This window comes from Serratia marcescens, from assembly GCF_029846115.1.
GTDB lineage: Bacteria > Pseudomonadota > Gammaproteobacteria > Enterobacterales > Enterobacteriaceae > Serratia > Serratia marcescens_L.
Genome location: NZ_JARVZZ010000001.1, coordinates 4,315,500 through 4,329,456, shown reverse-complemented (window position 1 = coordinate 4,329,456; position 13,957 = coordinate 4,315,500). Strand labels below are relative to the sequence as shown.

Below are 13,957 nucleotides of genomic sequence, written 5' to 3'. Positions count from 1 at the left end.
GTCATTTTGAGTTTTCCTGGGTATTTGATGATTAATCAATTGAAATTTATCACTTTATAACGTTTGTTGTTTTTTGTTGGATAAAAATGACAACGTCAACATTAAGAAAATTCAAGCGTTTAACGAGTGTATTGGAGGAAGAGATGAGCCAGTTGCCGGAAAAAATGCGCGCGGTCGTTTGCCACGGCCCGCAGGACTATCGTTTCGAACAGGTGCCCACGCCGTTGCCGAAGGCGCGCGAGTTGGTGATCAAGGTGGAAGGCTGCGGCATCTGCGCCGGCGACTGCAAGTGCAAGAACGGCGCACAGATGTTTTGGGGGGAGAACCCGTGGGTCAAACCGCCAGTGGTGCCGGGGCATGAGTTTTACGGCCGCATCGCCGCGCTGGGCGAGGGCGCGGAAGGCAAATACCGGCTCGGCGAGCGGGTGATCGCCGAGCAGATCGTGCCGTGCTGGGAGTGTCGCTACTGCAAATCCGGCAGTTATTGGATGTGTGAGACGCATAACATTTACGGTTTCCAAAAAGACGTGGCGGAGGGCGGCATGGCGGAGTACATGCGCTTTTCCGAGAACGCCATCGTGCACAAGATCCCGGAAAGCCTGAGCCATGAAGACGCGGTATTGATTGAGCCGATGGCCTGCGCCATTCACACCGTGGCGCGCGGCGATATCCAGCTGGACGACGTGGTGGTGTTGGCCGGCGCCGGGCCGCTCGGGCTGTGCATGGTGCAGGTGGCGCGCCTGAAGACGCCGAAGAAACTGATCGTGATCGACGCCATCGACGAGCGGCTGGCGCTGGCGAAAGAATTTGGCGCCGACGTGGTGATCAACCCGCTGAAGGAAGACGCCGACCAGATCGTCAAATCGCTGACCGGCGGCTACGGCTGCGACGTGTACATCGAGGCCACCGGCGCGCCGATCGGCGTCACCCAGGGGCTGCAGATGATCCGCAAGCTGGGCCGCTTCGTGGAGTTCAGCGTGTTCGGCAAGGAAACCACCGTCGACTGGTCCATCATCGGCGATCGCAAAGAGCTGGACATTCGCGGCGCGCACCTGGCGCCCTACAGCTACGAAATCGCCATCGATCTGTTTGAGCGCGGGCTGGTGACCTCCAATGGCGTGGTTACCCACAGCTATTCATTGAACGACTGGGACGAAGCCTTCGCCCTGGCGGACTCGACCGACTCCATCAAGGTGATCCTGGTTCCCTGACCCTCCCGCTGTACCGCTGTTGCAGTCACGATCGCCGGCCCGCCCGCAATGGGGGGGCCGGCCGGTCGGCCAAACGTAAAGACATGCTGTTGCTCTGATAACCACAACAAGAAGCTTCCCTACAGGAGAATTGGCTATGTTTTCATTATTCAAAAAGACCCTGCCTTTTATCGTCGCCGGTGGAATGTTGGCGGCCAGCCATGGGGCGCTGGCCAAGCAAATCACTATCGGTATGTCGTTCCAGGAAATGAACAACGACTACTTCGTCACCATGAAGCAGGCGCTGGATCAGGCGGCGGCGGATATCGGCGCCAAGGTATACGTGGCCGATGCGCGCCATGACGTTGCCAAACAAATCGGCGACGTGGAAGACATGCTGCAGAAGAAGGTGGATATCCTGCTGATCAACCCGACCGATTCGGTAGGGGTGCAGTCGGCGGTGATCTCCGCCCATAAGGCCGGTGCGGTGGTGGTGGCGATCGACGCGCAGGCGGAAGGGCCGCTGGACTCGTTCGTCGGCTCGGAAAACTACGACGCCGGCTTCCAGGCGGGCGAGTACCTGGCGAAAGCGCTGGGCGGCAAAGGCAAGGTGGCGATCCTCGACGGCATTCCGGTGGTGCCGATCCTGGAGCGCGTGCGCGGCTTTGAAGCGGCGATGAAGAAATACCCCGACATCAAGATCGTCACCAAGCAAAACGGCAAGCAGGAACGCGACACCGCGCTGACCGTGACCGAAAACATGCTGCAGTCGGCGCCGGATCTGGCGGGCATCTTCAGCGTCAACGACGTCGGCGCGCTCGGTGCCCTGGCGGCGATCGAAAGCAACGGCGCCAAGGTCAAGCTGGTGAGCGTCGACGGCCAGCCGGAAGCCATCAAAGAGATCCTCAAACCGAACTCGCCGTTTATCGCCACTTCGGCGCAGTTCCCGCGCGACCAGCTGCGCATCGCGCTCGGCATTGCGCTGGCCCGCTACTGGGGCGCCACGGTGCCGAAAACCGTGCCGGTCAAAGTGAAGCTGATCGACCGCAGCAATGCGGCCGGCTTTAGCTGGTAACAGTGGCCAGGTTCGCCCCGCTGCGGCGGGGCGTTCGGCGCGGAGGGCAATGCGGTGACACCTTTATTGGAACTGAAGCGAATAAAAAAGAGCTTTCCCGGCGTGAAGGCGCTGGACGGCATCGATCTGGCCATTCAACGCGGTGAAGTGCACGCCCTGCTGGGCGAAAACGGCGCCGGCAAATCGACGCTGGTAAAAATCATGTGCGGCATCTATCAGCCGGACGAGGGCGATATTTTTATCGACGGCGAGCAGCGCCGCTTTAACAACTATCGCCAGGCGATCGAGGCCGGGGTCGGCATTATTTTTCAGGAATTCTCGTTGATTCCCTACATGAGCGCCATCGACAACATCTTCCTCAACCGGGAGATCAGGAACCGCTGGGGCCTGCTGGATCGCCGGGCGATGCGGCGCAAGGCCGAGGCCATTTTCAAGCGGCTGACGGTGGCTATCGATCTCGATTGCCCGGTGGAACAGCTGAGCGTGGCGCAGCAGCAGTTCGTTGAGATCGCCAAGGCGCTGTCGCTGGAGGCGCGGGTGCTGGTGCTGGATGAACCGACCGCCACGCTGACGCCGGGCGAGGCCGAGCACCTGTTCAGCGTGATGAACGATCTGCGGCTGCTGGGCGTCGGCATGGTGTTTATCTCGCACCACCTGGACGAGATTTTCACCATCTGCGATCGCATTACCGTGCTGCGTGACGGCGCCTACATCGAAACGCTGGCCACCGGCGACACCAACGTGGAAGAGCTGGTGCGGCTGATGGTCGGGCGCAAAATCGAGAACGCCTTCCCGGTGAAACAGCACCCGGTCGATACCGCGACGGTGCTGCTGAAGGCGGAGATCCAGCGCGAGAAGCACGGCGCGACCGACCGCTTCCACCTGTACAAGGGCGAGATCCTCGGCTTCGCCGGGCTGGTGGGCTCCGGGCGCACCGAGACCGTCTCGGCGCTGATCGGCGCCAGCCGCTGCCACCGCAAACGCGTCAGCCTCGGCGGCCAACCGGCGGCGCTGCGCTCCCCGGCGCAGGCGCTGGCGCAGGGTATCGGCCTGCTGCCGGAGAGCCGCAAAACCGAGGGCCTGGTGCTGCCGTTCTCGGTGGCGCAGAACATCACCCTCAATCGGCACCACCGGCGCGGCAAGATCTTCGTCAGCGCCCGCAAGGATCGCGACGTGGTGCAGCGGCTGATCCGCGCCGTGGGGGTGAAAACCCCGGATGCCGAGACCGCCGTCAGCACCCTGAGCGGCGGCAACCAGCAGAAGGTGGTGATCGCCCGCTGGCTCAACAACGACTGCAACATCCTGATCTTCGACGAGCCGACGCGCGGCATCGACGTGGGCGCCAAGGCCGAGATCTACCAGTTGATGCAGCAACTGACCCAGCAGGGCATCTCCATCATCATGATTTCCTCCGAACTGCCGGAGATCATCGGCGTGTGCGACCGCGTGCTGGTGTTTCGCGGCGGCCACATCGTCGCCGAGCTGACCGGCGACGACATCGAATCCAACCACATTATGCTTCACGCGACCGGGAGTGCCTTATGATCGGAATTGAACAACCCGCCGTGGCGCGCCGCGCCGCCGGCCCCAGCCTCGGCAAGCGCTGGGAAAAACTGCTGCATCACCCGGCGGTCTTGCCGTTTATCGGCTTCGCTGTCCTGTTCGTATTGATGAGCCTGCTGAACGACAGCTTCCTCAGCGTCAACAACCTGACCAACGTGGCGCGCCAGGTGTCGATCAACGCCATCATCGCGGTGGGCATGACCTGTGCCATCCTGACCGGCGGCATCGATCTCTCGGTGGGGCCGGTGATGGCGCTGGCCGGTTCGGTCGCCGCCGGGCTGATGCTGGCGGCGGTGCCCATTCCGCTGGCGATGGTGGCGGCGCTGGCGGTCGGCGCGCTGTTCGGCCTGGCCAACGGCGCCTGCATCGCCTACCTGCGCATGCCGCCGATCATCGTCACCCTGGCGTCGATGGGCATCGCCCGCGGCCTGGCGCTGCTCTATACCGGCGGCTACCCGATCTCCGGCCTGCCCGACGTCTTCTCCTTCTTCGGCCGTGGCACGGTGCTGGGCATCCAGGTGCCGATCCTGATCATGCTCGGCGTGTACGTGTTGGCCTGGCTGATGCTCAACCAGCTGCCGTTCGGCCGCTACGTCTATGCGATGGGCGGCAACGAAGAGGCGGCGCGCCTGAGCGGCATCCGCGTGCCGCGCTACAAGATGCTGGTGTACGTGATCAGCGGCCTGACCGCCGCGCTGGCCGGGCTGGTGCTGACCTCGCGCCTGATGAGCGGGCAGCCCAACGCCGGCGAAGGCTTCGAGTTGGACGCCATCGCTGCGGTGGTGCTGGGCGGGGCGGCGATCTCCGGCGGGCGCGGAGCCATCGTCGGCACGCTGGTGGGGGCGATGATGCTCGGGGTGCTCAACAACGGCCTCAATCTGATGAACGTGTCGCCATATATCCAGAACGTGGTGAAGGGCGGCATCATCCTGGCCGCCATCTACCTCAGCTCTGTGCGGCGCAAATAGGAGGCGCGATGTCAGTCTTTCTTGGCATAGACGTCGGCGGCACGGTGATCAAGGCCGGGCTGTACCGGGCAAGCGGTGAAGAGCTGGCAATCGCCGAGCGCGACGGCGCGGCGATTGCCGCCCAGCCGGGCTTCAGCGAACGCAATATGGACGCGCTGTGGGATGACGTTTGCGCGGCGATCCGCCAGACGCTGCACGCGGCGGGGCTGGAGGCCGGGCAGGTGCGCGGCGTCAGCTTCTCGGCGCACGGCAAAGGGCTGTACGCCATCGACCGCCACGGCAAGCCGGTCGGCAACGGCATCCTCTCTTCGGACAACCGCGCGGCGACCACGGCGGCTGAGCTGCGCCGCGCCGGCGTGGACGCGCAGACCTACCCGCTCAGCCTGCAGCCGCTGTGGCCCAGCCACCCGGCGCTGCTGCTGCGCTGGCTGAAGCAGCAGCAACCGGCGCAGTACGCCGCCGTCGATCGCATCCTGATGGCGCACGACTACCTGCGCTTTCGTCTCACCGGCGAGGCGACGGCCGAGGTGACCAACATCTCCGGCAGCAACCTGTTTAACCAGCACAGCGGCGCTTACGATCCGGCGCTGATGGCGGCCTTCGGCATCGAAGAGGCGCAGGAGAAAACCGCGCCGGTGATCGGCTCGGCGCAGCTGGCCGGGCGGGTGACGGCCGCGGCGGCGGCGCAATGCGGCCTGCGGGCAGGCACTGCGGTGTACGGCGGCCTGTTTGACGTGGTGGGCGCGGCGCTCAGCTCCGGCGTGGCCGACGATCGCACGCTCAGCGCGGTGGCGGGCACCTGGTCGATCGCCACCTGCGTGACCGAGCGCATCATTCCCGCCGATTACCCCTACGCCTGGGGGCGCTACTGCATCGACGGCCGCTATTTCGTGCACGAAGGCAGCCCGACCTCGGCCGGCAACCTGGCCTGGTTCCTGCGCCAGTTCTGCGCCGACGACCGGCAGCGCTACGCCCAGTTCAATGCCTGGGTGGCCGAGCGCCGCGAGCAGCCCAGCGGGCTGCTGTTCCTGCCTTATCTGTACGGTTCCAACCTCGGCGGCAACACGCCGGGCGGGCTGATCGGCCTGAGCGCCCACCACGAGATGGCCGACGTGGTGCAGGCGATCTACCAGGGCATCGTGTTCTCGCACCTGATCCATCAGGAGCGCATGGTGCAGCTGAACCCGCGCATCGAGCGGGTGCGCATGACCGGCGGGCCGACGCAGTCCGAGGTGTGGATGCAGATGTACGCCGACGCCGGCAACCTGCCGCTTGAGGTGGTGGAAACGCGCCAGAGCGGCTGCCGCGCCGCCGCCCTGTGCGCCGCCGTCGGCGCCGGGGAGTACGCTGGGTTCGCCGAAGCGATCGCCGCCGCGCCGCCCAAACTGCGCTGTTATTATCCCGCGACCGCCGCCCACCGGCGCCTGCGCGCCCAGCAGGCGCGCTATCTGGCGGTCGCTCAGGCTTTGAGTGAGGTGACTGATGCAAACGACTAACGCCGCCTGTCTGGGGCTGTATGAAAAGGCGCTGCCCGCCGATCTGAGCTGGCCGCAGCGGCTGGCCACCGCCGCCGAGCTGGGTTTTGAATTTGTGGAGATGTCGATCGACGAACAGCCGGCGCGCCAGCAGCGGCTGGACTGGGATCGCCGCCAGCGGCTGGCGTTTATCCAGGCGCGGCTCGACAGCGGGGTGACGGTGCCGAGCCTGTGCCTGTCGGCGCACCGGCGTGACCCGTTCGGCAGCCATGACGCCGCCACCCGTGAGCGGGCGCGGGTGCTGATGAGCAAGGCGCTGGAACTGGCGACGGATCTTGGCATCCGCAATATCCAGCTGGCGGGCTACGACGTCTATTACGAACCCGCCGATCGCCACAGCCGCGAACGCTTTATCGAGGGCATGCAGTGGGCGGCGGCGCAGGCCGCCAGGGCGCAGGTGATGCTGTCGGTGGAGGTGATGGACACGCCGTTCATCAACAGCATCAGCAAATGGCGCGACATCGCCCGCTACGTTAACAGCCCGTGGTTCACGGTGTATCCCGATCTCGGCAACCTCAGCGCCTGGGGCAACGACGTCGCCGCCGAGCTGGCGCTGGGCATCGGCAGCATCACCGCCGTGCACCTCAAAGACACCGTGGCGGTGGGGCCGGGCAGCGCCGGGCAGTTCCGCGACGTGCCGTTCGGCGAAGGCTGCGTGGATTTCGCCCACGCCTTTTCCGTGCTCAATGCGCTCGGCTATCGCGGCCCCTACCTGCTGGAGATGTGGGCGCGCGAAGACGGGCAGGACAAGCAACGTATCGCCCAGGCCAAGACCTGGATCGAACAACAGATGATCGAGGGAGGCATCGCATGCTGAACGAACTCAAGCGGCAGGTGCTGGCCGCTAACCTCAGCCTGCCGGCATACGGGCTGGTGACCTTTACCTGGGGCAACGTCTCGGCGATCGACCGCCAGAGCGGGCTGGTGGTGATCAAGCCTTCGGGCATCGCCTACGAGGCAATGACGCTGGAGGATTTGGTGGTGGTGGATCTGGAGGGCAAGGTGTGCGAAGGGCACCGCAAACCCTCGTCCGACACCGCCACCCACCTGGCGCTGTACCGCGCCTTCGCCGATATCGGCGGCGTGGTGCACACCCACAGCCGCAACGCCACCATCTGGGCGCAGGCCGGGCAGCCGATCCCGGCGCTGGGCACCACCCACGCCGACTACTTTTACGGCGACATCCCCTGCACCCGGCCGATGAGCGAGGCGGAGATCGCCGGGGATTACGAGGGGGAAACCGGTAAGGTGATTATCGAGACCTTCAAGCAGGCGGGGCGCGATCCGCAGCAGGTGCCGGGAGTGCTGGTCTATTCCCACGGCCCGTTCGCCTGGGGCAAGAGCGCGGCGGATGCGGTGCACAACGCGGTGGTGCTGGAAGAGGTGGCGATCATGGCGATGGCGACGCGCCAGCTGGCGCCGGCCATCGCCCCGATGCAGCCGGAGCTATTGGACAAACATTTCCTGCGCAAGCACGGCAAACACGCCTACTACGGGCAATAACGCCCGTCAGCGATTCAACAGCGAGCCGGTGAAGAATTCTCTGCGCACCGGCAGCTCGCCGCGCGGGCTGTTAATGGCGCTGAACAGCAGCTCCGCGGCGATCTCCCCCAGTTTCTGCGTATCGTGATACACCCCCGGAATGTGCAGGCCGTAAGCGCCGGCGCGCGGTGGCTCGTCTATCGAGAAGAATTTCACCTGCTGATAGAGCCCCATCTCGTGGCAGATGGCGATGGCGCCCAGCGTGATGATGCCGTTCAGGCCGATGATGCAATCCGGGCGGTTCTCCGGCTGCGTCAGATAGGCGCGCACCTCGCTTTCCTGTGAGGTGAAATCGTAGTCGCCGTTGATGATATGAATCTCACGGCCGCTGCCCTGCAGCGCCGCGACGATGCCGGCGGTGCGCGTTAGCGTAATTTCCGAATCCGCCGGGCCGCCGATAATCAGCAGCTTCTGCTCCGGCTGCTCCGCCAGATAGCGCCCGGCCAGCACGCCGATCTCGCGGTTATCGAGGAACACGCCGCTCAGCTGCTGATCGTAGAGATCGCGGTCGATCAGGATCAGTGGCACGCCGTACACCTCGGCCAGCTCGAGATAGGCGGGGCGGTAGCGCTTGTCGTCGCGCACCGCCGACAGCAGGATGCCGCGCGCCTTGTAGCCGAACAGCGCCTGAATAGCGCGCATTTCCGCCTCTTCGCTGCCGTCGGTGTCGAACAGCATGATCTGGTAGCCCTGCTGGCGCGCAATGCGCGACACGGTCTTGATCAGGCCGGAATAGAACGGGTTGTACATGCTGCTGGTGACGATGCCGATAATCTGGCTGCTGCTGCTTTTCAGCCCCTGCGCGAAGGCGTTGGGCACATAGTTCAGCTCTTTGGCGATGGCGTGAATGCGCTCGCGGGTTTCCGGCTTGACCAGCTCGGGCTTATTGAAGGCGCGGGAAACGGTGATATTGGTCACCCTGGCGCGGCGGGCGATATCCACGATAGTGGCATTGGGATTGGCTTTCGACACCGTCTTTCCTTGCGTTATGCCTCAACAGATCCCTTATTGTAGGGAAGGGCGGGGGCGGTGCTAGGGGGAATGGGATTGAGTGGGGAGGGAAAATAGAGATACTCAGTAATAATTTCATTTTTTATTAACGTCAGGATAGATAATTTCATGTGTAAATATTTTGTAGACGGAGAGTTTGGTAAAGTAAAGAGGTGAGCATTACTAACTAACAGAATCTGACAGTAGGCGTTTACGCCAACAATGCCTTAAGTGGAATGGCTTGTTGTATCCTTTTTTGTCTCGTTGCCTCAACTCATTAGTCTATGGATTGTACCTGAAAGAGATATTTTATTTTCAGATCGAAAAAGACAACTATGAAATATACATCCTTTTACTATGTATAAAAAATTATTATCATGGGACAATATTTTATGCAGATATCAACTGAGCTACAATGAATCATTGTTGACGACGCGCTATGATAGTGCTGTGGATCAAGACAGTAGTACAACACTATTTTTACAGGGAGAGAATATATCCATATGATAGAAAATCAGCCTATTGATGTTGATGAGCACTCGAGACTCGTATCGCTTACGCCGGAGTATATCGAGGAAGAACATGTTGGGTATGTTCTGGCAATTGAAGCTGCTCTTGCTGATAAGCAGATCCGTAACATCGCTTTATCGGGTAACTACGGAGTGGGTAAGAGTAGCATCTTGCAAGAAGTTGCTCGAAGAAAGGATGATCATGTAGTCGAAATTTCTTTATCAACCCTGTCACCTATTGAAGTATCAAAGCTGGACAATTCGGTACCAAAGCAGGCAACGACGCCAACGAATCGCATTCAGCAGGAAATCGTGAAACAACTGCTTTACCGCGAAGAACCGAGTAAAACACCGGGCTCTCGCTTTAAACGAATTGAGCGATTTCGATGGAAATGGGAAACAGTGTCTGCTTGCTTGCTGGGATTCGCTGTCGCTGTCATTTTTCTCTTGTCGGGGTGGACGGCCCAAGTTGTATCAGCGATCCCTTCATTGAAAGCTCTTGGTGCCTGGATACATGCGGGGACCTTTAGTGTGGCATCAGGTATTGCCTTTCTGATTCGCTGGCGGTTCTACGGCAAGCTTCATATTAAGCAATTTTCAGCTGGTGCCGCGACGGTCACACTTGATGATAATTCTGTATCGTACTTTGACCAGTATTTAGATGAGATCGTATATTTTTTTGAAGTTTCTGAACGCAATATCGTCATTTTTGAGGATATTGACCGTTTTAACGATTCGCACATATTTGAAACGCTACGTGCACTGAATACATTACTCAATGCATCGCCTCAGATCAAAAGGACGGTCTGTTTCATTTATGCCGTCAAAGACAGTATCTTCGACAATATTGCCCTGAATGAGGAAGGACGTAAGATTGAAACGGCGATACTTGAAAACGGCGACCCAGCGCTCGCTGAGGTAGTTCGTGCGAACCGGACAAAGTTCTTCGACCTCATCATCCCGGTTGTTCCCTTCATTACTCACAGAAGTGCACGTAATCTCGTGCTGAAACAGCTTGGGAACATGAAGAACCAGATAGCACCTGAACTCATCGACTTGGCATCTCAATATGTCCCGGATATGAGGTTGCTCAAAAATATTCGCAACGAGTATATGGTTTTCCGTGAAAGGATTTTTTCTGGTGATGGAGAACAGCTTAATCTTAATAAAACCGATTTGTTTGCGATGATGCTTTATAAAAATACCCATCTTACCGATTTTGAGACAATTAGAATTGGCAAGAGTAAATTGGATGTTTTATATAAAATTAGCCGTGAGTTGGTGGCCAGTAATATTAAAAGGCTTGAGGGGGAGTACGCTGGTCTTCGTTATAGACTTGAGCATATCAACACAATAGCCTCAAAGTGTGAACGATTAGGTGAGGAATTGCTTGCCCATGTAAAGAGAACAGCAGAGGCCGTTGATTATAAATTACCGAACGCAACTTTCACCTTCAAGGGCGTGACATTTTCTCAAGAGGAGCTGAAAGGAGAGTCATTCTGGCAAGACTTAGTATTAGCTGACGGTGATACTGTATTCCAGGTTCGTACTCGGCAAAACTATACTATGAATTTTACTCGGGATAGTCTTGCTGAAGTCCTCGGTGAGCCATTAGATGTAGATTTATGGGAAAATCAAGAAATGGAATCTATTACTGATGAGATTGGGGATGGAAATTCCGATATTCAGTTTCTGAGAAGTGCAGATTTCCATGATCTTATTAGACATTCGGAATTTCTGGTAGCGTACGAGAATAATAATCTACCTCTCGAAACAATTGCACGGTCTCTGCTGAAAACAGGTCTGGCTTACCAATTGATTCGTGCCGGATATATTAATCGTAATTTTACACTTTACACGTCAACGTTCCATGGTACACGTGTGAGCCCGACGGCTACTAACTATATTATTCATCATGTTGAGCGTGATCTGATGGATATCTATTTCAAGTTAACGCCAGAAGATGTTGATGCCATCGTTCGTGAGCGTGGTAAAGAGTCGCTCAAAGATTCCGCCTTGTACAACATCGATATTCTGGACCATTTACTCGTTAAAGATAGCGAGTTAGCTGATGTTATGATCCATTCTTTATTAGATTTTAGCGAGAATGCTGAAAAGTTCATGCAAGCATACCTTTCTTCCGGGGAACAGCGTCCGCATTTCATTGAGCGATTAACAAATGTATTTACCAGGATCATTCCGTATATTGTAAACCTGACGGCTTTAGATGACGCCTCCCGCTTGCAATTTGTAAATATTGCCCTGACCCATCTTCCAAAACTTAAACAACGGACTGATTCAGTTTCATCTGTGTACCTCTTAACTCATTACGCTAAGCTTACCGCCCTCACCTCAGATGCCATTTCTACATCTCAAGCAGAACGTATTGGAACACTTTTCAAGGAAGCGCATATTATTGTGCCTCGTTTGCAGCCTTTGGGTAGACAGGTTCGTCGAGCTTTCCAGTCCCAAAGCATTTATGAGATCACCTATGAGAACCTGTTAACTGCTATCGATAGTGCAAAAAGTGTAGCGCTGGACATAATAAACACTGCGAGTAAGACAGTCTTTAGCTATGTTCTTACAAATCTGGGCACGTACCTTAAGGCTATAGAAGGCAAATCTTTAACAATTGATGTCCCCGATTCCTTTATCACCATAATCGAAGAGGTGCTTGCTCAAGATGCATCTCATCTTAATGACGTAATTAAGCATGCTCATACTGATTGTCATGTAAGGGATCTTGCGCAGGTGTCAGAGGCTGCCTGGCAGCCACTCGCTGAAGTTTGCCGGTTCCCCGCAACATTTAATAATGTCATTCGCTATATTGCAGTCTTTGGTGCAGTCGATGCGCACCTGTCCCAAGTGCTTTCTACATGCGGCAAGATTGTTGAGACTGAACCAGCGGAAGACGAACTAAAGACTTCCTTAGCGACAGCAATCCTCGCAGCCAGAGAATATCTTTCTCCTGCATCTCTGCGAGTAGAGCTGGTGAACAGTTTAAATCTCGGCCATTGCCTTGATATCAGCGATGTAAATGCGGAAGTAGGGGATCTTTTCGCGTTACTTCTCAGGCACAACCTCATTAAGGATGATTCGGAATCGTACGAACATCTAGCTGGGACTGACTGGCCGACCCGGCAGGCGTTCATTATTGAGTCAGCGGAATTTGAAGAGTATATGACGCCTGAACTTGTTTGCTCTGACTTGGTTGAGATTTTGGCCAGCGATGTTATCAATGCTTCGATAAAATCAAAAATAGTTAATGAAGCAACTTCATACGTTGCATTAGCGGATTTTGCTGGTATTAATCAACTGGCAAAATATGCAACACACCATGGTTATGTCTGTGATCTGTCAGTAGTTCAGAAGATGGCAGAGGAGGGGGGGACGGCGGAGCTGGTTATCCTTCTCCTACAACCGCATCTGAGATCGATTAGCCGCCAACAACTGTTTTCTGTGCTGCGATTACTTGATGGGGGTTACCCTAACCTGACAAATGTTGGTTATGACAAACCCCGAATTCCAAATACTCCGGCAGATCTGGAACTGCTTGAGAGACTAACGCTAGAAGGTATTGTAGGTAAATACGATGCCCAAGAGTCGCCGATTAAGGTAAATAAGAAGTATAAATAGCGTTTAACCAGTATTCGCTATAGACCACTAAAGGCACGTCATTTAGCACAAGTTCAACTGATGAATGACACTTTTGGTTAGCAAATTCATTAACAATCGGCACTGCATCAATTTGTTTAGCCTCAATGGGTTATCTGACAAGAGAAAACGTTAACCCACACTTGTTATAGAGGGTATTAAGTGTGTAAAAGTACCGGAGAGAAGAGAGGTATCGCAAAAGATAGGGGCTGGAGTTATTTTAGTGTCAGATAGCACTGAGTGTTAAGTATTACGAGATTGCTGATTGTCTCTCTTATTTACCACTTATAAGGAAAAGGCATATTCGGATTCTTTAGAAAGAAAAAATCTGACGCTAAGCCCGGGCAAGGTCCCAGACTGACGGCAAAACAGTTTATCGCGCTGACGCTGAGTGATGAAAAGCTGTCTATGCCCGTGTATTTGCCGGGGATACGCATCGAGGCCGAATGCGACGAGCTGGGGTTATGGCCGCTCATCTACACTGGAATGTGGATCGCACCGCTTGCCAGCAGGCTTTCCGTTTCGTCGCGCGAGGCGTTAATCAGGCTCAGGCGCGTGTTGCGCTGGGCCATCGCGGCAATCAGCGCTTGCAACAGCGCGCGGGGTGTAAAGGGATCGTAGACCAGCGAGATTTCCTGCGACGCGCTCTTCGGCACGTCTTTGGCAAACGCCTCAAACGCTTTCACCTGGCGCATCAGCAGGTGCGCCTGGCGTTGCAGCTGTTCGCCTTCCGGCGTCAGGTGCAGGCTGCGCCCCCCGCGCAGGAACAGCGCATAGCCCAAGCCATCCTCGAGAAAATCAATCAAATCGCGCAGCGTCGTGCGGTCTTTGCCCAGCTTGAGCGCGGCTTTCGCCAGGCTGCCGTGCTCGGCCACGGCGGTGAAGGCTTCCAGTTGGGCAAAGGAATAAATCAGGCTCGGCACGCGGTTCT

The 13,957-nt window shown here is 57.2% G+C and carries 9 protein-coding genes and 1 pseudogene; 8 read left to right on the top strand and 2 right to left on the bottom strand.

All coding sequences use genetic code 11. The features are described from left to right. Positions 1-143 precede the first annotated feature (143 nt). From QDT79_RS20695 to araD, 7 genes are all read left to right on the top strand, one after another. Positions 144-1,211 carry a zinc-binding dehydrogenase gene (locus QDT79_RS20695; RefSeq protein ID WP_033643780.1) on the top strand — a complete coding sequence of 356 codons (1,068 nt, stop codon included), beginning with the start codon at positions 144-146 and terminating at the stop codon, positions 1,209-1,211. 136 nt (positions 1,212-1,347) lie between these two features. After that, positions 1,348-2,265 carry an ABC transporter substrate-binding protein gene (locus QDT79_RS20690; protein ID WP_015378502.1) on the top strand — a complete coding sequence of 306 codons (918 nt, stop codon included), beginning with the start codon at positions 1,348-1,350 and terminating at the stop codon, positions 2,263-2,265. Positions 2,266-2,319: 54 nt separating this feature from the next. Continuing rightward, the gene (locus QDT79_RS20685; RefSeq protein WP_308317014.1) at positions 2,320-3,810 is read left to right on the top strand and encodes a sugar ABC transporter ATP-binding protein; all 1,491 of its coding nucleotides are present in this window, start codon (positions 2,320-2,322) and stop codon (positions 3,808-3,810) included. Then, positions 3,807-4,796 (top strand): ABC transporter permease, encoded by a 990-nt coding sequence (locus QDT79_RS20680; protein WP_038877882.1) that lies wholly within the window; start codon positions 3,807-3,809, stop codon positions 4,794-4,796. Before QDT79_RS20685 ends, QDT79_RS20680 begins: the two co-directional genes overlap by 4 nt. An 8-nt stretch (positions 4,797-4,804) precedes the next feature. Continuing rightward, complete coding sequence (locus QDT79_RS20675; protein ID WP_308317013.1) at positions 4,805-6,292, top strand: FGGY-family carbohydrate kinase; 1,488 nt, start codon at positions 4,805-4,807, stop codon at positions 6,290-6,292. Further along, complete coding sequence (locus QDT79_RS20670; RefSeq protein ID WP_308317012.1) at positions 6,279-7,148, top strand: L-ribulose-5-phosphate 3-epimerase; 870 nt, start codon at positions 6,279-6,281, stop codon at positions 7,146-7,148. Before QDT79_RS20675 ends, QDT79_RS20670 begins: the two co-directional genes overlap by 14 nt. Then, a complete protein-coding gene (gene araD, locus QDT79_RS20665) occupies positions 7,142-7,834 on the top strand; it encodes an L-ribulose-5-phosphate 4-epimerase (RefSeq protein WP_308317011.1) in 693 nt (230 codons plus the stop codon). Before QDT79_RS20670 ends, araD begins: the two co-directional genes overlap by 7 nt. Positions 7,835-7,840: 6 nt before the next feature. On the opposite strand, the gene QDT79_RS20660 is transcribed toward araD, so the two are convergent. After that, positions 7,841-8,845, bottom strand: a complete 1,005-nt coding sequence (locus QDT79_RS20660) for a LacI family DNA-binding transcriptional regulator (RefSeq protein WP_308317010.1) — start codon at positions 8,843-8,845, stop codon at positions 7,841-7,843. 521 nt (positions 8,846-9,366) lie between these two features. Here QDT79_RS20660 and QDT79_RS20655 point away from each other — a divergent pair. After that, positions 9,367-13,008: a YobI family P-loop NTPase gene (locus tag QDT79_RS20655; protein WP_308317009.1), complete on the top strand. Its 3,642-nt coding sequence runs from the start codon at positions 9,367-9,369 to the stop codon at positions 13,006-13,008. A gap of 515 nt (positions 13,009-13,523) precedes the next feature. Here QDT79_RS20655 and QDT79_RS20650 read toward each other — a convergent pair. Next, a pseudogene (locus QDT79_RS20650) lies at positions 13,524-13,949 on the bottom strand (LysR family transcriptional regulator); the annotation flags it as partial. Positions 13,950-13,957 lie beyond the last annotated feature (8 nt).